We start from the raw sequence: 23,018 nt of genomic DNA, 5'->3' as shown, positions 1-23,018 counted from the left end.
AAATTGTTGGCAAATAATGATCAAGGCTTGGATTGAATGAGTAGGATAGGGCAGCGATCGATTCGAGTACAGCAACGGTTTCATAACTTCGTTCAACATCAGATTCAGCCTCTCCACATAGAGGTCGTTCGAGCTGAGCTACTGTTAGAATCTCATCTCGATGTAGCCTATCTAGCGCTGATCATCAGTTCTTGCACCATTGCCACCCTAGGTCTACTTGCTAACAGTGTGGCAGTCATTATTGGTGCCATGATTATTGCGCCCTTGATGCAGCCCATTCGGGGCTTAGCCTTCGCCGCGATGGAAGGTGAGGTGACACTTTTTCGTAAAGCCTTGATTTCAATCGCAGTCGGAACAGCTTTAGCCATTGGCATATCTTGGAGCCTCGGTCATCTGACGGGTATTCCGGCGTTTGGAAGTGAAATTCTGGCTCGCTCTAAACCCAATTTACTCGATTTGGGCATTGCGGTAGCCGCAGGAGGCATCAGTGGCTATGCCAAAGTCCAGCCCAAAATATCGGGCAGTCTAGCAGGAACCGCAATTGCAGTGGCGCTCATGCCTCCCATTTGTGTGGTGGGACTGGGCTTGTCGCACGGTGATTGGCTACTGAGCTGGGGAGCGACATTGCTTTATCTCACCAATCTATTGGGCATCACCCTATCCTGCATGATTATCTTTTTCATCGTGGGATATGCAGCCTCTCCCAGAGCTAAAACAGCCCTGCTTTGGGGAGCTTTTCTGACCGTAGTGCTGGTGATTCCCCTAGGTTTAAGCTTTATTGAGCTGGTGAGGCAAGCGCAGCTAGAAACAAGCCTCAAACGAGCCTTGTTGAATCGCACAATTACATTTCAGCGGGTTGATCTCGTTCAAATTAAAACCAATTGGCTGGCGAACCCCCCAGAAATAAATCTGACTGTTCGTGCCCAAGAATCTATTACACCTAGACAGGTGAGCTTGCTGGAGGATTTTATCAAGCGGGAAATGGGGCAACCCTTCAATCTCATATTTGCCGTCAGTCAAGTGGAAGAGGTGAGACGAGAAGCCCCCCCGATAAGGTTGCCCAAGTTGCCAGAGGACAAGTTGCCAGAGGACAAGTTGCCGGAATAACCGCCAAATCTGAAGCACGATCGCTGCTGATCGCTATTAAACCTCTTGCCAATCAGGTTTAGTGGGGGCGCAGCCCTCACTAAATCTAATCCCAAAACTTTAATTTGCAAGAGGTCTATTGAATGCTGGATTGAACTGCCGATCGCAGTGCCGGGTAGGGAAACAGGGTTTGAAAGCCAGCCTGACGATCGCTCACCGCCTCCGGCGCATAGTCCCAAAGGCTTTCGTAATAGAAGAAAGAAACGCCTAGGTTTTGCTGTTGAGCTGCCCGCACCTGAGACTGAATTTGCCGCATGGGAACGGGGCTATTTCTCAGCCCGGTTAAGATGCCAATCCCTGTCGGAATTTTCTTCTGGGCTTCCAGCACTTCGGGCAGCGCAAGCTGCTCTAGAAAACTCTGCAAATTGGGGCGATAAACCTGAATCACTAGCTCATCCACAATATTTTGACGTATCCAGGCAAGCCAATCTTGCAGGTGCAGCCGATAGGCAAAGTCGTAGTAGTTGGGCGAGACCGAGAAAATCGCGCTGGGCTTTTGGGCTTTCACCGCCTGATTCAGCTTGACCATAAATGCCGTGATTTTGTCAGCCCGCCAGCGCACCCATGCCGGGTCGGTAGAATTGGCTGGAGGATCTTTTTTCGTCTCTTTTTTGTAGAGGGCGATCGTGTAGTCATCGTAGCCAAACTCGTTGGGTAGGCTCATATGATCATCAAACTGGATGCCGTCTGCACTGTACTGCGTGACGACTTCTACCACCAGGTTGGTAATAAACTGCTGCACCTCTGGGTGAAACGGATTGAGCCACATGACCTCTCCAGCAGCGCTGATAGAAATTTGACTACCATCCCGCTTCTGCGTCAGCCAGCCCGGATGATTTAGCGCCAGTTCCGACGTGGGAGGAGCCATAAACCCAAACTCAAACCAAGGCATCACCAGCAAGCCCTGACGATGCCCCTGCGCGATCAGCTCAGCGAGAATGTCTTGCCCCTCCAAACCTTTGAAGACGAAGGGCTGAATTTCTGCTTGTTGGGCAGTAGCGCTGGGATACAAAGCATAGCCAGAATTCCAGACCACCGGATAGATGGTGTTGAAATTGAGCCGCTTGAGCTGACTCACCGCATCCTGCATCTTTTGCCGATCGCGCAAAATAGCGGTATCGTTGCTCGTCATCCAAACGCCGCGAATCTCCTGACGAGGAAGCTGAGCGATTGCTGGACTTAGCCCTCTAATCAGCCAGACTCCTGCAAATGACAGCAAGAATAGCAGCAGCAGAGATCGGCTTGCTGTTTTGGAAAAACGGCTGAGCCTGGACTCTAATCTAGACGATCGCCCCCCAGACCACCCTACCAAAGAAAGGAAGCGACCTTTCATCAGCTTAAACACAGTCATCAGCTTGAACAATGAACCACTACCCCCAACACATCTCCACCTGAAAGCTCGATCGCTTAAAACTCTGACGAATGAGAATTCTAGCCGCCCAAAATTTAGCTCAGCTACAATTTTGACTAGCCACTTAGTCTACAGACTTTTCTGAATTACCGATCGTTCCACCGGAAAATTGTCTGAAATTAGGCAGAATCACTGAAACGGTGTTGCCCGATCGCTCGGCGGATCAAACATAACTTCGTAGGTGCGATCGGGGTTGAGCCTTCGTATCACCTGGGCATAGCCCTCGGCATCCGAGAAGCTGTGAAATCGAGCCACATCAACACGCTGCATTTTGGGCAGCAGCAAAACGACGACCCAAGGCTGAAGGCGCTGGTCATAGGGCATAATAAATTTGTCTCCAATGCAAGTTGGAACCAGAGCCAGTGCAGAACTTTCCAGGGGACGCACTGGCTACAGGTTGTTTTTCATTAAATCACAGAAATCTATTTTTCTACCATTGAATCAAAATGACCCAAGATGACCCAAAATGATTCAAATCAGGATGTTCAGCGCTTAAGCATTCCCTTGACACCGGAAGAGAGGGAATCCCTTAGAAAACTGGCGCAGATCGAGGAACGATCGGAAGGAAAAACGGCTCAACGCTTGATTCGGGAAGCCTTAGATCGGGCAAGAGCAGAGGGCAAAATTTAGTCATTTAGTTTTAGTCGTCATGGAGCATGCTACAAGAACAGGCTTAGCAATTTGTTGATTGGCTTGACGCAAAGTTTTAGAAAAACCTGCTCCAACCCAAAGGTGAATTTAGTTTCAGAAATTGCCTAACGTAAATCAGCTTGACAAAATATCAAATTTGATATTCAATATTTGATATTCAATTACTTATTTACGATAAATATAAAAGTCTCACACTCCATCCATCCTGTCAATCTCCGAGTAACTTTTTTTGATATGGCTGTCGCCAGTTTGCTTAGGACATTTAGGGTGGGGCGCGAAGCGCCCCACCCTAAATGTCCCCTTCCTAACCGCCTTGGCGGTTGCCATACCTCAGAATTAACTTTTTCCCGCTGCTCACCATGCGCTACGACTTCACCCGCACAGGCATTCGCCATCTAGGAGACTTCATCCGCGAAATCATGGATGATGCGGGTATATCTATGCCCAAACTGGTGGAGCAGTGCGATCGCGTCGGCTACACGACCAACGTGCCCAAGATCCAGCGCTTGCGAGATGGCGTAGGCTTAGAGCCAACCGTGGGATTGCTCTGGGCAATCGCCCGTCTCGAAATGATTCATCACCCTGACGGCAAACCCTACACGCTAGAAGATTTTTTGCGGATTGCCTGTGAGCAGCAAAATCCCTACGAGGAGATGCGGCGCACGGCAGAGGCAGCCGGGAGCTATGCCGCCTTTTCAGAGGCGATCGTCTTCCTCAAGCAGCAGATGCGCAACACCAGCCTAGAAGCCTTTGCTCGCGCCTGCAAGCTTCCCCTCAGCGATATGCGCGGCATTTTGCAGGGGCGAGTGCCCACCTTTGCCGAACTCAGCAAAATTAGTGCTTACCTGTTTGCCGACAAAGATCCAACACCCTTGCTGAAGCTCTACGGCATCGATCAGGATATGCCGATTCGATCGCAGCAGGAATAGGCGATCGTTTCAGTCATTACATCAGTCATTACAAGCGAATCGACGATAACAGAATCCGCTGAGGAAATAATATAGAATCCAATTGGTCAAGCAATCGCGCACGGATTTACCAGACTTGTTATTAAAAGCAATACTGTTATTAAAAGCAATACTGCCGCCGTTACCTCATTCCTTCAGGTGCCTTTATGACTGCTCAAGCCCCTCAGTCTTCGCGATCGCTCAAATCTCCTGAAGAAATACCGGGTTCCTATGGGTTGCCCCTCATCGGTGAAACCATCGAGCTATTTCGTGACGAAGAGCTATTCTACTGGCGACACTTCCACAAGTATGGCTCCATCTTTAAGACAAGGGCAATGGGCAAGAACTTTGCATTTTTAATTGGGCCAGAAGCAAACCGCTTGGTGATGATGGAGCAAGCCGACCATGTTTCGACCACGCTGGGCTGGGAATTTCTCAGACCCGTCTTTGGCAATGGGCTGCTGTTTATGGAAGGAGAAAAACATCGCGCGACCCGTCGCCTTATGTATCCTGCCTTTCATGGTCGCGCCATTGCCAGCTATTTCGACACCATTCAAAGCGTAGCGCAAGATTTTGTCCAAGACTGGGCAACAAGAGAAACCGTTAATTTATTAACTGAATTTCGTCGGCTTACGCTCGTGATTGCCTGTCGGCTGTTTATTGGCACCCAAACGGCAAGTGAAGTAGGACAGACTAGCCAGTGGTTTTCGCAGCTTGTGAAGGGAGGGCTATCGATTTTACGTCTGGATATTCCCTGGACACCCTATGGTCGATCGCAGCATGCCCGTCAAAAGCTGACTGAGTTTATGCGCTCTGTAATTGCCGAGCGCCAGCGCCAAGGTAATCTACAAGAGTCACGCGATGTATTGGGGCTTTTGCTGGCAGCCGTAGATGAGGATGGAAATCACCTGAGTGAATCTGAAGTGATTGACCATGCGCTGTTTATGCTGGTAGCCGGACATGAAACGACCTCGAACCTGCTGAGCTGGCTAGTGTATGAACTGGGTGCTCATCCTGAGTGGCAATCGCGTCTCCGTTCAGAACAGGATGCCATCTTGAAAGATGCACCGCTCGACATGACTCACCTGAAGCAACTCTCTCACCTCACGAACGTACTAAAGGAAGGAGAGCGCCTATACCCTCCTGTGTATGGGATGCCTCGCGGAGTCGTGAAAGATATTGAATATGCAGGCTACCGAATTCCGGCAGGCTGGTATGTGGATGTGTCGCCCATGCTTACCCACCGCCTGCCAGAGCTGTACGCCGAACCCGATCGCTTTGATCCCGATCGCTTTGCCCCGCCCCGTGAAGAAGACAAACAGCATCCGTTTGCGTTGGTGGGCTTTGGCAGCGGCCCCCACGGCTGTCTAGGATTTGAGTTTGCTCAGATGGAGATGCGAGTCATTCTCTTGACGCTGCTCCGCCAATATAGCTGGACAGTTACACCCGAACGGGAGTCGATCGCCCCCATGCGCCAGCCCTCGAAGCTGATGAAAAATCTGCAAGCCCGCTTTACCTTGGTCAACTAGCGGTCTGGCAAACTGGCAGCCCAGCAAACTAGCAGCCTACGCAATGGGCAACTTTCCCAATCGCCCTCACCGTTCGGCTGAGCGCTCTTCGGCTTGAGCACTCAGGTCGAAAGCTCAAGTCGAAGCCATAAATCCCTTTTCCAGAGCAGGAGAGACTTTGAAATCTAGCTTTTAGAGTTTTGTGTTGCGCGGAGCGCGACACAAAACTCTAATTTACGATCTACTGAGGTTAGCTAGGAGGCGGCAGCTCTTCCAAGATCGTGAAACGGATGTGATTAATCGACAGATCTCCCAGGGAAATATCGTCCGGCTTATCGGCAGCCGTCATCTTCTCAAAGGAAATACCTTTGCCAATCTCGGCATGGAACCAGGGCAGCCCCATGAAAAACCGCGTCGGATAAGGTCCACCCTCCGCCACGTCATCTACATTAGACTCCATGGGCAGCCAGCCAAATCCCGGCACAAAAAACTCGATCCAGACGTGATTATAGTCTGGCTGAAGCGGCACCCCCCGCTGATCTGGGTCGGCAGGGCACTTGTATCGTCCCACCGTGCGGCAGGCGATGCCGTTAAGCCTTGCCAACGCCAGCAAAATGCCTACATACTCGCCGCAGGAACCCACGCCGCGCTCCAGCGCTACATCCGGCGTATCAATATAGGGCTTCATGCCGTAGGACATCCGATCGTACACATAGTTGCGAATGCTGAGCACCTTGCGCAACAGATTCGTCTCAGTGCCGATCGCCTCCCGTGCCGATCGCCGGATCACAGGCGTATCCATCGACAAGGCATCGTTATCTACCAGATAGCGCTCCTGAAACTCCTGCGGCAAGGGCGGCAATTTTTCCACCTGTCGAGGCGTCATATGATACTTAATACCGCGCACTTCTAAGAGCGCCTTCCAGCCAAACAAGCCGCCGCCCTGACCGCTAACCTTATCGATTTGGAAAACCGCGACCCGCTGACCTTCCTGAATTTCTTCCGTAAAAGGCAGCCCGACTGGCTCCACAGATAGCACCTTCTGGCGTGGCGTTTCCGCTGGAAGGGCAATCTTCCACTCTAGACCCGTAATCGTCGGCGAATCCTCTAGCGGCGCGATTTCCTCCACATAGGACATTTCGATCAGATAACCGTTTGAGAGGGCATAGTGCCGATCGGCGTAGTAGTGAAAATGCACCGGATGGATAAAAGTGCGGTGCCGCGAGGTCAGCTCCCGCGAGTTGTCCAAATCATTGGGATTATCCCGAATGTAATATTCTTCCTCGGCATAGGCGGCGTATAGAATTCGATCGCCTTCCCCAGCTTGCCCTTTACCAGCCTGCTCCTTACCAGTCTGCAAGGTGGGATGGAAAGCGATCGCCATGGGGCAGTCGTAAGGAGTCAGTACGCTAAACTGCACCTCTCCCGTCGCCCGATCCATGCAGTAGACCGATCGCTCCATATCGTCACAAACCCAAAGCTCCTCTTCATTCACCGTCAGGTTTTCAATCCCCACACCAGGAGCCGAAAACTGGGTGATGCGCCTGCCCGTAGTGCGATCGAAGACCAAAATGTAGCCCGCCTTCTGGCTCGTGACGTAGACCGTAGATTGCCACACGGCTACGCTATCCACTTCATAGGGCAACGCAACAAACAGTCGAGGCGTAAAGTCTGTCGCCAAGCACCACAAAATCTGATTTTCTTTGACAAACCAGATCTGCTCTCCCCATAGGGCTAAGCCTCTAGCATCCACAAATGCCTGGACATCGTGAGGGTTAAGCACCATCGTGTTGTCGGTTACGCTGTCAATTTGCAGCAGGTGTCCCCGAACAGCGTCAAGCGCCAGCAGCCGCTTGCCATCAGAAGCCAAACCTCGCAGTGCGTAAGCACCGATCGGACGAATAGTGCGGCGTTGCGGATCAAAAGATCTGCGCAAAGAGTCAGGCTGCAAAGGCTTAGGCGCTGTGACAATCTGTTGCTCAGTAGGACTGGATTCCAGCGGCATATGGGGCAGGAAAATTAGAATAGATTTCTTATCATCCTACACAAATGGAGCGATCGCTTATGTCACTAGAGAGACTTTTACGCAGAGAGACTTTTACGCCGCAAAGCGGACTGTAAAGCTAGAGTTCATCTCCGCTACGCTGGGCAATGACCGCATAAAACGGATCGCCGCCGCCTACGCCCAACATTTGCAGGAAGCTCGGAACCGTGCTGGGACGGGCAACCACTTCAGGAGCGCTAAACCCAGGAACTGCCATAAAGTAACTCTTGACTAGCTCAATGCGATCGCCCTCTGAACCATCTCGCCATGCCTGAATCGCCTTTTGGTAAAACATTCGGTTAGAAAAGCTGATAATGGCTATGCCCTTGGGTTTGAGAACGCGATAGATCTCGGCAAAGACGGCTTCCGGTCGCTGGAGATACTGAACCGAAACGGTGTTCAGCACAGCATCAAAAGACTGATCCGGCAGAGGAAAAAGCTGATTTTGATTCAAATTCTGGACAAAATAATGGCTGAAGCGAGGGTTACGCGCCAGCTCCTCCGGGTTCAGACCATGCCCCTCGACCTGTTCAAACTCCATTTCTGTGGGCAGATGAGACACCCAGCTACTCATCATGTCAAAAATTCGCGTATTGGGCTTGAGGCGCTCTCGATACAGGTCAGTGAGCTGCTGAATGAAGCTCTCGTCAACATGGGTGACAAAGCGAGGAGCGTCGTAGAACAAACGATCGTCACTTTCGTCAAGCTTGGTGCGTTGAGTGGGTTGAAGCAGCATGGCAGGGCTTGAAATATTGCTTTACCCCTACCAGTGTATATAGCAACCGCCTTGGCGGTTAGGACGGGGACATTTAGGGTGGGGCACTTCTCGCCCCACCCTAAATGTCCTAAGCCAACTGGCGACAGCTACATAAGACATGGGGTTATTTTTTGAAAGGAGCGCCCCGCGCTCCTTTCAAAAAATAACCCCACACTTAAAACACTACTCAGATATGAATCTGGTTCAAGATAATTCGCAGCCGATCAAAATCTTCTTTGAGCAGAATGCTAAGGGATCGCCCTACTCCTACTAACCAGGCGCGATCGGCTTTGCGGAGCCGATAAATTTCCCGCACGGCGGCAGCAACCAGAGCATCTACAGGCGCATTGCCCACCTGGAGCAGCGTCCGCAAAAAGTCGAGCTGTTCGCTGAAACCTACTACCTCGTCAGGTTCACAGTAGTATACCGCCTGATGAATCTGGGGTGGACGGGGCGGCAAATGCTGGAAAATTGTCGTGTTCGGCACATGGCTTTTACCGTTTCCTTTGCCGTTAGGATTATCCTGTGGCGGCTGGAATCCGACGATCGCCGCCCGAAATTCGGTTCGCAGCATAGCAAAAATCTGGGGCTGCTGCTCACGCAACTCCTGAAGCGATAGACCTAACGCCCTGGCTCGATGCACGGAGTCGATCGGGCTAGTCGTAGCATGATAGACCACCGCGTAAATCTGATTGTCCGACTCCTCATCTCTCGCCTTCACCCAGCTTCCGAAAGGCGGCATCACGGCAAAGCTCAGGTCTTCTGGCTCCAAGCACTGCGCCAAGAATTCCGTCGTTGCAGTTTCAATTACTTCTGCAAAGTAGCCAGCTTGACGATTCTGAGTATTAAACTGCGGCAGCGGTAAGCGCATAGTTTCGCCTTAAATCGAATATGCTGACTATTTCTTGCCGCGTCCTGCCGTAGCATCCACTAGCTCTAGTTCTGCTGGGCGGAAGGTGATTAGCTTATCCCAGTTACCGCCCTCAAACAGCACAGCAACCTTGCCGCTACTCACCCGCTGCACTAAGCCTTGGTATCCATAGTAAATGTCGTTGATGTTCGTCACACGGACGGCTGAACCGGGAAAAATCATGGCTGTCTCATCCATTCAGCAAAAGTGTCTACACACAGATTAGCACTAACGCATTGCTGTATGGCGCTACGTCATTGAGTTAGGACGAGTTATTTTTTGAGAGCTGCGCTCCGCACAATCTCAAAATAACTTATTGGATATAAGCGCATAGCGCTATGTCACTCAACCTACCGAAGATATCTGCACTACAGCCAAGATTCTAGAGAAAAAGAGTAAGCTTGCTGAATTCGGATAAGATCATTCCTCAATGATTCATTGCATCCTGGATTCATTGCACCCTGCAACAACACCCGATTTCCCAACTTGACTCCCCCACTTCTCGATCTCCAGCAAAATCTGTTAACCCATCTTCGGCAAGTTGCTCGCGATCGCGATCCTTTTCTATCGACGGTAGGACACTTTTATGTGCAGCACTACATTCGTCAGCAGTTTGCCCAATGGGGAGAAGTAACCGATCGCGCCTTTGAGTATCGAGGCAGAACCTATCATAATTGGGAACTCAATTTACCCGCTCAGGCAAACCACAAGAGCAAGCCACCGATTCTGATTGGCGCTCACTACGACGCAGTTCCGGGTTCAGTCGGAGCGGACGATAACGCCACAGGTATAGCGGTATTGCTGGAGTTGGCGCGATCGCTTGCCTCCCATCCTATTCGGTATCCCGTCCGGTTAGTTGCATTCGATCTAGAAGAAATTGGACTGGTGGGCAGCAGTCGCTATGCCGAGAATCTACGTCAGCAAAACCAGTCGCTGAGGCTGATGATCTCGCTGGAAATGCTGGGATATTGCGATCGCGCCCCCGCCTCCCAAAAGTATCCTCCCGGATTGCAAAATTTCTACCCCGATCAAGGTAACTTTATTGCGCTCATTGGCAATCTCCGCACCATTCCTGACCTAATTCACTTCAAACGCAAAATGCTTGGGGCGGCTCAGGTGCCCTGCGAGTGGCTCCCGGCAGGAATGCGCGGCATGATCGTCCCAGATACACGCCGCAGCGATCATGCTCCCTTCTGGGATGCAGGCTATCCTGCCCTCATGGTGACAGACACCGCCAACCTGCGAAACCCTCATTATCATAAAAGCAGCGATCGTCTAGAAACCCTCGATTTAGATTTTCTAACGGGCGTATGTCAAGGCTTAATCGAGGGCGTGCGATCGCTTTAACGCTGGAGCGATTGTTTAAAGCTACTTGATGATACACTGCGATCGAGTAAACGCATGGTCAATGTCCGTATCGCTCGCCCTTAGTTGCCTGATGTTATGTTGCCTGATGTTGCCTGATGATGTTAGTGAGCGATGGCGTAACTGTTTGCCATTTATCTGGGCTGCTGACTTGTGCATTTAGAACAGCGTTCTCGCATTGATTGGCGTGTTCAAGGGGGACTGAGTTTCTTGCAATTATTCAGTAGCCGAAAACTCTCTTCGGGCGACGCGAATGGTTTGATTGTGGCGCTTCATTGCATAGGAGGTTATTTTTTGTGGTGAAACGTCAAGATAACGATGCGGAATGGCATTTAAACGATGCTCGCACAAGGAAGTGGATAGTTCAGTGCGTCAAATGTCAAACCATTGCATATCGTGCTGATGCTCCTGAACAATTTTTTGGTCGTTACCACTTGATCAAGCACTTCAAGCCAATGATGCTTGACAGTACAGGAACTTGTGAAGACTGTAGGGCGGACGCTAATTTCTAATGGCGTGTAGCGCGTACATGAATTAGAGCAGATCAACTCGTGGAGAGGATTTCGGGTAGTTCCTACCTCTTAAGAACTACCGATTTTCAGATGAAGCGATCGTAGTTCGAGGTGGACGAAATCGCCCTGATGATATTCAACGTGGCATCGGAACCCATTCAAGTAGCGTGACGGGAATTTCAGTAGAATGTGGGGAAGGGATATCTGTTCAGAAATTGTCTGTACCGAGTCCACATCAGCAGATTGGTGTTACGACAGTTCGAGAAGTTTGGGAAGCAAGAAGTGACGTGGTAGTTCAGGGTCAAAATTGAACACATAACCCTAACTACAAGCTAATTGGAGCGGTCTGAATAAATTTGATTGTGGGAAAAGTTAATAGCAACTGCTCAATAGGAACGCTCTACGGCTTCGATTACAGGTTGTGACAGTGCTTTGAAAACCTGAGTAGGCATTCGGTACTATCTTATCTTGATTGAAAATCTCTGTGACGCATCGAAATTGGCGTTCTAAGTTATGAAAGTTCGAGCTGAAAAACCGGAAGATTTAGAAGCGATTCGCAGAGTCAATGTTGCGGCATTTGAACGAGAAGGTGAGGCAGATTTAGTCGATCGCCTACGAGGTGCTGCTTCTACGTTTTCATTTGTTGCGGTTGAATCAGAGCAAATTGTTGGACACATTTTCTTTAGTCCAGTTTCGATTGTGCAAAGCGGACGCTCCGCGAACGTAGGGGAATGTGCTGGTGATTTGCGCGTTCTTGGATTAGCGCCAGTGGCAGTGTCACCTGAGTATCAGCGACAAGGAATCGGATCATTGCTGATTCAGTTTGGTTTAAAAGAGTGTACTCGGTTGGGTTTCAAAGCGGTTGTCGTGCTGGGTTCTCCAGCATACTATCCACGATTCGGATTTATTCCAGCCAAGGAGAAGGGATTGAGATGTGAATACCCAGTACCAGATGAAGCATTTATGGTATTGGAGCTAGAAAGTGGCGCATTGGAGGGATGTGCTGGATTGGTAAAATATCGGTCAGAGTTTAACCAACTTGAGTAGCGATCGCCCTAGAATAATTCTGCTGGAGCAGACTGAGCCTCAGTGCTGTTGCAAAAAATGCTGTTGCAAAAAACGCTGTTGCAAAAGTTATTACAGCCGCTCAACAGCCCCCTTCGATCGCGTCGTTTAGTCACAGGAAAACAGGTTGAAGCTTGCCCGTTGATGTTCAAAATAGTTGGGTTAAATGCTTGTCAGCTCATAATTTAGTTCATTTAGCTCATAATGACGAGTAGAGTGATTTATAGACTAGCCAAGCTTGGAGACGAAGACCAAATCAGTGGTTGTATGTGGGCTGCTGCGGATCTATGGGAACTCACAGACGGAACACCAGCAAGTGTGGTCGAGTGGCTACAAATCTGTGATCCACAAGAATTAAGAGGCAGAATCTTGAGTGGTGAGAAAACGCGAGTTGCGACATGGAATGAGATCGTTGTTGGCTTTATTGCATTTAAGAGAGGAAATCATTTGTCCTTGTTGTTTGTCCGAAAAGAGTTTTCTGGGCAAGGAATCGGTAGGGAACTCTTCACTCAATGCGCTCATGATTTGGATGAAGTGACCGTTAATGCGGCTGAAGCAGCAGTAGGCTTTTATCAAAAAGTGGGGTTCATGCAAAGTGGCGATCAATTCTTCAAAAATGGGGTGTGGGGGATACCCATGAAGCGGGTAAAGCCCACAACAAAAAAAATCCTTACCTAAATACCACTACCCTTACCCCGCCCTTTTCGTGTCGCTTCAATGAATAGGTGAAAAATGTCATCCTCCGAGCCAATCAGCATTCGCCAGCTTTTCGCCAACGACTTGGCACTCATGGAGAGCTTACTGGATACCTTCGGTGAGGCTTTCAACGAAGTTGATACCTACAGCTCATCTCGCCCAAGCCATGCCTATCTCAAGCGGTTGCTAAGCAGCAATTATTTCATCGCGCTTGCAGCGTTGAAAAATGGAGCAGTAGTCGGAGGTATCGCCGCTTATGAACTCCAGAAATTCGAGCAAGAGCGTAGTGAAATTTATATTTACGATCTGGCGGTTGCAGCAGCGCATCGACGCGAAGGTATTGCCACTGCCCTAATCCAAGAATTAAAGAAGATCGCTGTGGCGCGAGCAGCCTACGTTGTTTTCGTACAGGCGGATATCGGAGATGACCCTGCGATTGCACTCTACACGAAGCTTGGAGTACGCGAAGATGTGCTTCATTTCGACATTGCTGTTGCGGTCAGCGATGATCAGTAGATCGCAAACAATGCTCACGCTAGAAATGCACCTGTCTGATCCTCCTAAATCCCCGCGCGATCGCGCCGCTACGCTAGAAAAAAGGGGACTTTGATACCAATTTAAGACCCAAACAGGGCAGATGATTTTCGAGAGCCGCGCGGAGCGCGGCTCTCGAAAATCATCTGCCGCCTCATCAATTTAAATTGATATGAGTTCTGAATCCCCCTTTTTTAAGGGGGTTGGGGAGACCGAGTGTAAGCTTTGCGATCGCCCATGCGCAAACAAACGCTCACAGATGAGTAGGCTCCCCTACGCAAGCCTCTAGTAGCTCCTCAATGGTGCCAACCCGCCGAATGGGAATTTCTCCAAGCTGACCTGAGACTTCAGCGATCGTCATGTCATCTAGAAAGCGATCGTCGTCATGCTTAAGCATCAGCGAGGGGAGGAGGATGCCGTCGCCCAAGTCCTGATCCTTCAACACTCGCACCAAGTCTTGTCCCGTGAGCAAGCCCGTCACCGTAATTTCCTGTCCCCAGTATTCGCTGTTGAGGGCGACTTTGTTAATTTGTAACCCTTGCACCTGATTAAGGCGACCGGCGATCGGCTGAAAAGCCTGCTCCACGGCATTGCCCAGCACCCAGGTGAATTTGCGCGGGGGAGAGATTTTGGCAGGCAGTTGCCGAGCCGCTTTGTGAAACTGCTTAATGAATTGCCGAATTGAGCCGACTCCATTGCCCAACTGCGGGTAGTCTTCATAGTGTGATTCTGAGGGCAAATCCTGCCGTCCGATTAGAAACCACTCATCGGCTAGCCAAGCGAACGTGCTGCCTAGCTCCTGCTGAAATTGAGCCTGAAGCTTTTGCACGAGGGCGATCGTTTCCTGGGCTTTGGCGGTTGTCACCGGAATCAGCTCGTCCTCCATAGGGCGAAAGCGCGTTAGCCCCACAGGTACCACAGCCGCCGAAATCACAGCCGGAATCTCGCCTTGGTGAAACCTTGCCAAATCTCGTAGGGTTTGCTCCAGATGCTCCCCGTCATTGATGCCAGGACAGACTACAACCTGGGCATGAATCTGCAAGTCGTGATTCTGAAACCACTGCAACTGATCGAGCAGCAACCCTGCACGCGGATTTTTGAGTAATCGAGAACGCACTTCGGGTTCGGTGGCGTGAACTGAGACATAGAGCGGAGAGAGGCGCATCTGAGCAATCCGATCCCACTCGCGCTGAGTCAGGTTAGTCAGCGTCAGATAGCTGCCGTAGAGAAAGCTGAGGCGATAGTCATCGTCTTTAAGGTAGAGGGTTTGCCGCATTCCGGGCGGCTGCTGATCGATAAAGCAGAAGGGGCAGCGGTTGTTGCACTGAATTAGGCTGTCAAACAACGCCGACTCAAACTCCAGCCCCAAGTCTTCGTCATAGTCTTTTTCAATCTCAACCTGGTGAGATTTGCCGCTGGTGTCTAAGACCTCCAATTCCAACACTTCATCGGCGCAGAAAAACTGATAGTCGATCAGGTCGCGAGGAGCTTGTCCGTTAATGGAGACTAGGCGATCGCCCACCTCAAAGCCAATTTCAGCCGCGATCGAGTCGGGCAAAATGCGGGTAATTAAAGCAGGTTGAATGGTAGAGGTGCTCATAGCAGAGAGATTGAGAAGCAGGGAGATTGAGAATTAGGGGGAGCGGACGGACAAGCTGCCCTACGAGAGCCTAAAAATTGCGCTCTAGAAATTCACTCTAGAAATTGCAGCGCCCTTTCTCCAGTTTTTCTCTCTCCATTCTATGAGACGGTAGTCCTCAAGATGTAATGATTTTTTATGGGGGAGCAAAGCCCACCCCATAAAAAATGGCGTTGCTGATTTTATAGCCGGATTAAGCAATGCCTAAAAAATCATTACATGAATACCAGTACCCTATGAGACTAGGAAAGCATTAGCCGTGAGATTGGAAACGGCATTGAGCGTAACAAGCGACTGAAACCCGCCAGTCGTGTTGCCATTAAAGTCTACCCGGACAGTGGTATTAGCGCCCACCGCCGTCAATCTCACATATCTTCTAAAGCGATCGGTTGAGCTATAGCCCGCTCTAGAGAAAACGCGGCTCAGGTCAATCAGATCGATCGCGCTACGCCGAGTCACCTGAAAGTCGGTGATGACATCCACACCCCTCTGAGAGGAACTGTAGATGAATCGATCGCGACCTTCACCTCCCGTCATCACATCAGCACCGCCACCGCCAATCAGCCGATCGTCTCCTGAGCCACCGATGAGACGATCGGCTTGAGTATTGCTTTCTAGGCGATCGTTCCCCTGACCGCCTTCTAGAGTATCGCTGCCTCCGCCACCATACAGTGCGTCGTTGCCGCGATTACCAGACACCACATCTTGCTTGCGGTTGCCCCCTAAGCGATCGCGCCCCAATCCGCCGCTGAGGGTGTCGTTTCCACCGTTTCCTCTCAAAATATCGTTATCCTGGCGACCTCGGAGCGTATCGTTACCGATATTGCCGTCGATTCGGTCTTCGTTCCGTCCGCCATCTAGCGTATCAAAGCCTCTTCCGCCCTTCAGCGTATCGTTGCCGCGTCCGCCTTCTACCAGATCTCGACCGTCGCCGCCGTCTAAATTATCGTTACCCAAGCCGCCCAGGAGCTGATCGTTGCCGCGTCCACCCAGACCGCGATCGTTTCCTTGCTGACCGTTGAGCGCATCTCTGCCGCCGTTGCCAAACATGCGATCGTTGCCGCGCCCCGCATCCAGGCGATCGTTGCAACCTCTTCCTTGGAGCAGGTCATTTCCCGCAAAGCCAATCAGCGTATCGCTGTTAAGCGTCCCCCTAATCTGGTTAGTGGTGGAATTGCCCTTAATGTTTCGTCCAGGCAGACAGCCATCGTCTAGGTCGCCAGGTGTACCTGGATCAACCACTGGCGGCGGAATAATGATGTCAGGGGGGACAAAATCACGAACGATTAGGTTGCGCACTTCGTGAATATTGGTGGCAGCGCCTGTAGAACCTGCGAACCCAATTTTAAAGGAGGAAGGTAAAGCGCCGTTGATTGGCGTGACATCCAGATTATTAATCACCACTTCGCCCTGATCGGCAAAGTCGTTATCTGAGTTCAAGTCTACCCGTACCGTCAAAATGCCCGTGGGCGAGAGGTCAATGCGGGTACGGCGTTGAGCAGCGTCGCGGGTCGTTGCCGTAGGATTATCAACTCCAATATCTAGAGTAGAGGTGCCACCCAAAAAGGCATATTGGGAGGCAGCGCTGCCCCGAACAGCGATCGAGTCGCGTACGGGAGTGGCAACGCCTGCTGGGGTTGGGCGTTGTAAACTCGTGTCTTCAATCGAAGTAGAGTAGTTACCAAACTCGTCATAGCCCACACCCAGATAGCCGCCCACGATGCCAGGAATGCCCTGCACTTGTTTCTGGGCATACCCTAGGGAGCCGCCAAAAGCTCCCGCTGTCGAAATGGGGGTGGCATTAGTGCTGCCATCTACCAGAAAGAAGCTGATGCCGTCGCCATTGCTGCCGTTAAAGGAAGTGCCGCCATAGGCATAGGAGTCGAAAGTGATGGTCAGTCCATCCGCCTGACTCAAGGGGCGATCGTAGATGGCAAAAGTCGCCTGGTCATTGGCAACGCCCGTAAGACGCAAGGCTCCGTTTCCTGGCGTGTCGATCGCTGTTCCAGCTCCGGGCAGGCCGTTCTGTGAGGGGGCGACTGTGGCTCTAGCAGTCAGAAAAGGATTGGCAGAAACGGTGCCTGTTCCAATACCAAACTGCCAAGGTCTCTCGGTGACATCAGCTTCTCGGAAGGTTTCGCTGAGCAGCACGGCCAGAACGCCGGGATAGGTTGCTAAGGTTTGGGACTGGAAGGCAAGCGGTGAGACTCTTCTAGGGTTCGCCGTGCTGCTGGTGCCGCTCGTAATATGCTCCAACTGCCAGTTGCCGCCCTGCGCTGAGCTTCCGGTCAACGTGGTTGAGGCTGCGACATTAACTCCCGTAAGCTGGCTCATGTGCTGAACAAATGCTCGTCCTGCTTCTCCGGCAGCAACCTCACAGCCGTAGAGCAAAATCTCTGCATTGGTCGCTAGCGCCTTTGCCCAATTTCTAATTTGCTGCGTATACTGCTTGAGCGTCTGAGTATTTAAGACGATCGCCCCCAGGTGAATCTCACCCGATCGTCCGTGCGAGACGATATGCAAGCTGTTGAGGTTAGTGCGTTTAGCGATAGCCTGAGTCAGTTGTTCTACGCCGTCAGCCGCGTCTAAGACAATAACTTCGGCTCCGGGCTGAATCCCCTGAATCAGACTTTCGTAATGGTCAACCGTTGAGTCAACAACGACCAAAGCGGACGATTTTAAAAAGTTCATGGAGAATGTCATTTGCTAATTTCTAAGGGGTAGTTGCGGGGGCAATCAACAGGTAGGACAAGAGATGGCGGATGAGCGATCGCTCTCTACCCAGGCTCGTGCTTTCTACCAAAACCTTGCAATGGCTCTCGCAATGGCTACTTTGCAATGGCTACATTGTTTAATAGCTGAGTATGCTCATCCATGGCAAGAGCTAAGGTAGCAAAAGTTTCTAAGGATTACATATCATGTTCGGGTCAATTTGTAGCACTCTGTTGCGTAAGACCCTTTCCCCAGAGCCTCGTTGTGTGAACCTGAGATGCACCCCGGCAAATATACTGCCGTTCAGTCAAACCCTATGTATCAATCTTGAGTAGTCCTCAAAATGTAATGATTTTTATGGGGCGAACGAAGCCTACCCCATAAAAAATCATTACATGAATATCAGCACCCACTCTTTTTCACACAGTTGACTCTTTTTCACATAGTTGTAAGCGAAAAGGCTCCCCTCGAAAATACGTCGCTAGAAGCATTTCCAAGAGTTTCTAACTCACAGTTTTCAAGAAGCTTACTAAGCAACACTCAAACTGTCAATCCAGTCAGAAGTAGACATGACCTTGCTAAAGAAAGACTGCTGGCTGACTAGAGTCGATCGATGAAGCTCTTCAGCAGTAGCACTACCTGCCTCATTCTCAAAGGCTAGCGTTCCGGTGGAATCAGAGAGAAACTCTACTGAAAACCCCAGATGAGCCGCCTGTCTGGCCGTTGTATCGCAGCACATCTGAGTCATGTATCCGGCAATCACAACAGTATCGATCGCCTGTTCTCTAAGCCAAGATTCTAACTCTGTTCCGGTAAAGCTTCCGGGCAAGGTTTTCTCAATCAGCAAATTGTGAGGCTGTTTGGCAATTTCAGGATAAAGCTCCCAGGCTGGGCTGCTTTTATTAAAAATAGGGGAGGTTGGCTCTGATTCCGTATGTTGCACGACGATAATAGGAATATCTTGATTTGAAGCCATTTGCATCGCCGATAGAATATTCTTTAAGCTGTCGGGCGGATAAGTCACTGGCAATTGACCCGTAAAATACTCATTTTGAACATCAATAACTAGCAAGGCGCGCTTCATAGATCTCTCCTGTAGGCTGATTAGCTGTTGTCTCCATTCATACCATTGATCTTAAAAAAGCTATACAAAGCTACAATGGCAAACTCATATTCCTCCGAATCTACAAGTCGTGACTCTTCTGGCTTTCACCGACTGCATGAACAGGTGCAGCGATGGATTTGGGAAAAGCAATGGACAGAGTTACGCGATATTCAGGAACAGGCGATCGCCCCTATTCTCTCTGCCAATACTGACCTGATCATTGCTGCCGCGACCGCCGGAGGTAAAACAGAGGCGGCGTTTCTGCCTATTTTCTCCAAGCTGATGAGCAGCAGAGAAACCGGAGATATTAAGCGTGGGGAGGGAATACAGGTTCTCTACATTAGTCCGCTTAAAGCGTTAATTAACGATCAGTATCGTCGGCTATCTGAGCTAGGAGAGCGTCTAGAAATTCCTGTGCATCCCTGGCATGGCGACATTAGCTCTAGCCGCAAACAGCGAGTGCTACGCAATCCAGACGGCGTGCTGCTAATCACGCCAGAGGCGTTAGAAGCTATGTTTGTTCTACGAGGGCATGAGCTAACCGCCATCTTTGCCACACTTCAGTATGTGGTGGTGGATGAACTGCACTCCTTTATCGGGATTGAGCGAGGACAGCAATTGCGATCGCTCCTTCACCGTCTAGAGCTGGCTATTCACCGCCGCATTCCTCGCATTGGACTCAGCGCTACGCTGGGCGAAATGAATCTGGCAAAAGAGTATTTGAGAGCTGGAGAAGTAGATGCTGTTACCCTAATTGAATCTTCAGAGGCAGGACAAGAAATTAAGCTGCAAATTCGCGGATACCGAAAAATTGCGCCAGTTTTTCTAGAGGATGAATCTGATCAGGAGTCTGAGGAGAGTAATTCCAGAGATGAAATTGATATCGCCAATCATCTGTTCAAGGTGCTGCGGGGGGATAAAAATCTCATTTTCATCAACCGTCGCCAGGATGTAGAGAAGTACGCTGATTTACTCAGCCGTCTCTGCGAAATTCATCATGTCCCCAATGAGTTCATGCCCCATCACGGCAGCCTGTCAAAAGAGCTGCGAGAGGCGGCAGAGGATGCGCTCAAAGAAGACAATCGCCCTGCTAATGTTGTTTGTACCTCGACCCTAGAGCTGGGTATCGATATTGGAGCCGTTACCTCGATCGCCCAAATTGGCGCACCCTATTCGGTATCTAGCACCCGGCAGAGGTTAGGGCGATCGGGACGGCGATCGGGCGATCCGGCTATTCTGCGGATCTACATTACCGAGCCAGAAATTACGCCTCACACCCATCCTGAGAAGGCGCTACATCCTGCTTTAGTGCAGGCGATCGCCATGACTCATCTGCTGCTGCAAGGCTGGTATGAGCCGCCTAGAGTCGGAAAACTACACCTCTCGACTTTGGTTCAACAGCTCCTGTCGCTGATCGCTGAGCGGGGTGGAATTCGCCCCGATCGCGCCTGGACAGAGCTTTGTGAAGCGGGCGCATTCTCTGAAGTTGATAAAACCACCTATGTTCAGGTGTTGCGCTGCTTGGGAGAACAGGATTTGATTCAGCAAACTCAGGAGGGTCTGCTGCTGCTGGGGCTAACGGGCGAACGATTGGTGAACCACTACAGCTTCTACACTGCCTTCAAAACGCCCGAAGAGTATCGCGTTACCACAGTCGGTAAAACTCTAGGAACGCTGCCGATCGACTATCCTATTCTGGAAGACAGCTACCTGATTTTTGCTGGGAGCCGATGGCAGGTTTTATCCGTCGATCGCATCCATCGTGTCATTGATGTCATTCGGGCTGCGGCAGGGCGCGTTCCCTACTTTGGCGGTGAGCCGGGATTGGTTCATGATCGCATTCGCCAAGAGATGTTCAAAATCTACACCACAGAAGATACGCCGATCTTTTTGGATGCAACAGCAAGAGATCTATTACAAGAAGCGAGGGCGAACTTCCTGATGTATGGATTAGATCATTCTCCAGTGATGGAATATGGACATCAAACTTTGCTGTTTCCCTGGGCGGGCAGTCTAGTCATGAATACGCTATTCATTCAGTTCTTGACCGATAAGCTGGAGGTTGATCAAGGAGCGATCGCCCTCACCATAAATGACATTACCCCGGCTCAACTGCTGCGATACCTCAAAAAGCTATCGAAGGCAGACTCGCCTGATCCTGCTATTCTCTCTACTGCTGTCCGCAACAAAATTATTGAAAAACACGATTTATTTTTGAGCGAAGAGCTGCTTTGTAAGAATTACGCTACAAGCTTTTTGGATGTCGAAAGAGCATGGCAGGTCATTCGTCAAATTATCAAAAGATAGTTCAAAACAGTATCTTTAAGAACTAATCTTCTATTAATTTCCGCTAATTTTCTGCAATGAGCCATTGCCCCAAATTGATGACCGATTATTATCATTATCAATTGAACAAAGTACCTTGACTTTTGGAAGTTCTAGCGCCAAGGGCTGAGAGTCTTGAGCCATTAGACTTTGATAATCAGATTGAAAAACAGGCAGCGGTGAGCCAAGCAGCTCTTGCGATCGCACTCTATTTTTCCTAACATCTTTTCCAGATGTCATAACCCATACAACCACAATAAAACAAAGCGCTAGACTCAAGCTCAAGTCTCGTTGAGCAACAGATAAAGTCAACCCGTTTGCGATTGGCTTAATGTGAGGTGGAGCTATCACTTGCCAGACAGACTGAACGAAGGTTTGTAGCTCTGCCTGTTTTGTTAGAGACAAATTCAGTTTATTAGTCGCAAGCTGCAACTCTAACTGTAGCTGATCATATTGCCGTGCTAGACCTGCCCATTGCCTGATTCTGTCACCTAATAAAGCCTTAGTTTGAACGATCGCTTCATAGCTGATTTCCAGCATCCGCACTTGATTTTCAGCAACCTTCAGCTCTATTAACATTTTGAGCTGATGTGCTTCTTGAGAGTTCTCTGGTTTGGAATCAGTGTTGAGCTGAGAAAGGCGATCGATCAAGGGTTTCTGAACAGTTCGAGATAGCTGCTCAGACAGCCGCTGATAGTGTTGCTCTAACAGCTGCTGTTTTACACGGTTTGACTCAAGATTAGATTCAGGATGACTACGTTCTAGAGTGAGCTGAATTGCAGTTTCTTGAAACTGGCTCAGCAATTCTTGATAGTCTAAACTCTGCTGACTTAACAACTGGCTTTCAAGGCGTTGATATTCAAAGATCTGGTTCTTAAATTGATTTAAAGATTCGGCGGATCTCTGCTGCAAAACTGCGTAAGCCGTTCGCGCTTCAAGCAGTTGACTTTGTAATTCCTGCTGTTGTTGAGTCAGGGCATTACTTTGCTCTGCTAATTGCCGTCCTAACTGAGCTGGATTGGCTGAGTGATGCTGCTGAAACTGCCGCAATTTTTCTTGAGTTCGTGCAACTTCTTGCTGTAGCTCTGGCACTCTTTTCTCAATAAATTGCAGTGCTGAATAGTTATTTGCTGGAGACTCTTGACTGTATTTCAGGTATGCCTGAGAAAGCCGTTCTAGAACCGCTTGAGTTCTCCGAGGATCTGTATCCTGATAACTAATTTCTAAGGTTCTAGAACCTTCAGGATGAATAATTTTCAGATTACGGCTGAGGCGATCGTAGTTAAAGTCAGGATACTGGTTTTGTAGCTCTGCAATTACTGGAGAGAGAAGCTTTGGACTCCATAGAATTCTAGCTTGAGTTGCATAATCAATGTTAGGTGTAGGCGTTTTCACCTGAGCCACTGAATTTTCACGAGAAGTATTTCCCTCTTTAGGTTCTAGAGAAAGCTGTAAGTCACCCTCATATTGAGTTGAGTAAGGCTCCACTGGAACGAGGTGAGAACCTGCAACGGCAGCGATTGCCACACTCGCCAATACTCCAGTTCTTCGGTTAAAAACATTTGAGAGTATCTGACATTTTTTAGGCTCAGGTTTTCCAAGCTCCACTTTTCTAGGTTCAACAATTCTAAGCTCAGAGGCTCTAAACTCAGAGGTTCTAGAAGCTGCTAACATCGATTGCGGTATATCAT

19 protein-coding genes are annotated in these 23,018 nt (G+C 49.9%); 9 read left to right on the top strand and 10 right to left on the bottom strand.

The window, feature by feature from the left end; translation table 11 throughout:
* Nucleotides 1-36: 36 nt before the first annotated feature.
* Nucleotides 37-1,107 carry a DUF389 domain-containing protein gene (locus tag AC5JMP_RS20355; protein WP_495853313.1) on the top strand — a complete coding sequence of 357 codons (1,071 nt, stop codon included), beginning with the start codon at nucleotides 37-39 and terminating at the stop codon, nucleotides 1,105-1,107.
* Nucleotides 1,108-1,222: 115 nt separating this feature from the next.
* On the opposite strand, the gene AC5JMP_RS20350 is transcribed toward AC5JMP_RS20355, so the two are convergent.
* Both AC5JMP_RS20350 and AC5JMP_RS20345 read right to left on the bottom strand, forming a co-directional pair.
* A complete protein-coding gene (locus AC5JMP_RS20350; RefSeq protein ID WP_495853312.1) occupies nucleotides 1,223-2,497 on the bottom strand; it encodes a glycoside hydrolase family 10-like protein in 1,275 nt (424 codons plus the stop codon).
* A 189-nt stretch (nucleotides 2,498-2,686) separates the two neighbouring features.
* Nucleotides 2,687-2,881, bottom strand: a complete 195-nt coding sequence (locus tag AC5JMP_RS20345; RefSeq protein WP_495853311.1) for a hypothetical protein — start codon at nucleotides 2,879-2,881, stop codon at nucleotides 2,687-2,689.
* 132 nt (nucleotides 2,882-3,013) lie between these two features.
* Here AC5JMP_RS20345 and AC5JMP_RS20340 point away from each other — a divergent pair, with 132 nt between their 5' ends.
* From AC5JMP_RS20340 to AC5JMP_RS20330, 3 genes are all read left to right on the top strand, one after another.
* Nucleotides 3,014-3,187, top strand: a complete 174-nt coding sequence (locus AC5JMP_RS20340) for a hypothetical protein (protein ID WP_495853310.1) — start codon at nucleotides 3,014-3,016, stop codon at nucleotides 3,185-3,187.
* A gap of 380 nt (nucleotides 3,188-3,567) precedes the next feature.
* The gene (locus AC5JMP_RS20335) at nucleotides 3,568-4,137 is read left to right on the top strand and encodes a hypothetical protein (RefSeq protein WP_495853309.1); all 570 of its coding nucleotides are present in this window, start codon (nucleotides 3,568-3,570) and stop codon (nucleotides 4,135-4,137) included.
* A 185-nt stretch (nucleotides 4,138-4,322) separates the two neighbouring features.
* Complete coding sequence (locus AC5JMP_RS20330; protein WP_495853308.1) at nucleotides 4,323-5,684, top strand: cytochrome P450; 1,362 nt, start codon at nucleotides 4,323-4,325, stop codon at nucleotides 5,682-5,684.
* A 229-nt stretch (nucleotides 5,685-5,913) separates the two neighbouring features.
* On the opposite strand, the gene AC5JMP_RS20325 is transcribed toward AC5JMP_RS20330, so the two are convergent.
* The 4 genes from AC5JMP_RS20325 to AC5JMP_RS20310 all read right to left on the bottom strand — a co-directional run bounded on the left by AC5JMP_RS20325 (nucleotide 5,914) and on the right by AC5JMP_RS20310 (nucleotide 9,557).
* Nucleotides 5,914-7,668 carry a transglutaminase-like domain-containing protein gene (locus AC5JMP_RS20325; RefSeq protein WP_495853307.1) on the bottom strand — a complete coding sequence of 585 codons (1,755 nt, stop codon included), beginning with the start codon at nucleotides 7,666-7,668 and terminating at the stop codon, nucleotides 5,914-5,916.
* 118 nt (nucleotides 7,669-7,786) lie between these two features.
* Nucleotides 7,787-8,443 (bottom strand): class I SAM-dependent methyltransferase, encoded by a 657-nt coding sequence (locus AC5JMP_RS20320; RefSeq protein WP_495853306.1) that lies wholly within the window; start codon nucleotides 8,441-8,443, stop codon nucleotides 7,787-7,789.
* Between the two features lie 208 nt (nucleotides 8,444-8,651).
* Nucleotides 8,652-9,335 (bottom strand): HAS-barrel domain-containing protein, encoded by a 684-nt coding sequence (locus AC5JMP_RS20315; RefSeq protein ID WP_495853305.1) that lies wholly within the window; start codon nucleotides 9,333-9,335, stop codon nucleotides 8,652-8,654.
* A 27-nt stretch (nucleotides 9,336-9,362) separates the two neighbouring features.
* The gene (locus AC5JMP_RS20310) at nucleotides 9,363-9,557 is read right to left on the bottom strand and encodes an NAD(P)H dehydrogenase subunit NdhS (protein ID WP_495853365.1); all 195 of its coding nucleotides are present in this window, start codon (nucleotides 9,555-9,557) and stop codon (nucleotides 9,363-9,365) included.
* A gap of 303 nt (nucleotides 9,558-9,860) precedes the next feature.
* Here AC5JMP_RS20310 and AC5JMP_RS20305 point away from each other — a divergent pair, with 303 nt between their 5' ends.
* The 4 genes from AC5JMP_RS20305 to AC5JMP_RS20290 all read left to right on the top strand — a co-directional run bounded on the left by AC5JMP_RS20305 (nucleotide 9,861) and on the right by AC5JMP_RS20290 (nucleotide 13,528).
* Nucleotides 9,861-10,721, top strand: coding sequence for a M28 family peptidase (locus AC5JMP_RS20305; protein WP_495853304.1), 861 nt, complete (start codon nucleotides 9,861-9,863; stop codon nucleotides 10,719-10,721).
* Between the two features lie 1,043 nt (nucleotides 10,722-11,764).
* Nucleotides 11,765-12,298, top strand: coding sequence for a GNAT family N-acetyltransferase (locus AC5JMP_RS20300; RefSeq protein ID WP_495853303.1), 534 nt, complete (start codon nucleotides 11,765-11,767; stop codon nucleotides 12,296-12,298).
* A gap of 222 nt (nucleotides 12,299-12,520) precedes the next feature.
* Nucleotides 12,521-12,994 carry a GNAT family N-acetyltransferase gene (locus tag AC5JMP_RS20295; protein ID WP_495853302.1) on the top strand — a complete coding sequence of 158 codons (474 nt, stop codon included), beginning with the start codon at nucleotides 12,521-12,523 and terminating at the stop codon, nucleotides 12,992-12,994.
* Nucleotides 12,995-13,048: 54 nt separating this feature from the next.
* Nucleotides 13,049-13,528: an AAC(3)-I family aminoglycoside N-acetyltransferase gene (locus tag AC5JMP_RS20290; RefSeq protein ID WP_495853301.1), complete on the top strand. Its 480-nt coding sequence runs from the start codon at nucleotides 13,049-13,051 to the stop codon at nucleotides 13,526-13,528.
* Nucleotides 13,529-13,799: 271 nt separating this feature from the next.
* On the opposite strand, the gene AC5JMP_RS20285 is transcribed toward AC5JMP_RS20290, so the two are convergent.
* The 3 genes from AC5JMP_RS20285 to AC5JMP_RS20275 all read right to left on the bottom strand — a co-directional run bounded on the left by AC5JMP_RS20285 (nucleotide 13,800) and on the right by AC5JMP_RS20275 (nucleotide 18,981).
* Nucleotides 13,800-15,146, bottom strand: coding sequence for a TIGR03279 family radical SAM protein (locus AC5JMP_RS20285; protein WP_495853300.1), 1,347 nt, complete (start codon nucleotides 15,144-15,146; stop codon nucleotides 13,800-13,802).
* 273 nt (nucleotides 15,147-15,419) lie between these two features.
* Entirely contained in the window at nucleotides 15,420-17,876 is a 2,457-nt protein-coding gene (locus tag AC5JMP_RS20280; protein ID WP_495853299.1) for a DUF4347 domain-containing protein, read from the bottom strand.
* A gap of 550 nt (nucleotides 17,877-18,426) precedes the next feature.
* On the bottom strand, nucleotides 18,427-18,981 hold the full coding sequence (locus AC5JMP_RS20275; RefSeq protein ID WP_495853298.1) for a cysteine hydrolase family protein: 555 nt from the start codon (nucleotides 18,979-18,981) through the stop codon (nucleotides 18,427-18,429).
* Between the two features lie 75 nt (nucleotides 18,982-19,056).
* Between AC5JMP_RS20275 and AC5JMP_RS20270 the strand changes: the two genes are divergently transcribed.
* A complete protein-coding gene (locus AC5JMP_RS20270; RefSeq protein ID WP_495853297.1) occupies nucleotides 19,057-21,309 on the top strand; it encodes a DEAD/DEAH box helicase in 2,253 nt (750 codons plus the stop codon).
* Between the two features lie 33 nt (nucleotides 21,310-21,342).
* Here AC5JMP_RS20270 and AC5JMP_RS20265 read toward each other — a convergent pair whose 3' ends face one another.
* The gene (locus AC5JMP_RS20265) at nucleotides 21,343-22,854 is read right to left on the bottom strand and encodes a GumC domain-containing protein (RefSeq protein ID WP_495853296.1); all 1,512 of its coding nucleotides are present in this window, start codon (nucleotides 22,852-22,854) and stop codon (nucleotides 21,343-21,345) included.
* Nucleotides 22,855-23,018 lie beyond the last annotated feature (164 nt).

The sequence above is a fragment of the Drouetiella sp. genome, from assembly GCF_059504425.1.
The sequence above is the reverse complement of the archived record's forward strand: the minus strand, read 5'-3'. Positions and strand labels throughout refer to the sequence as shown.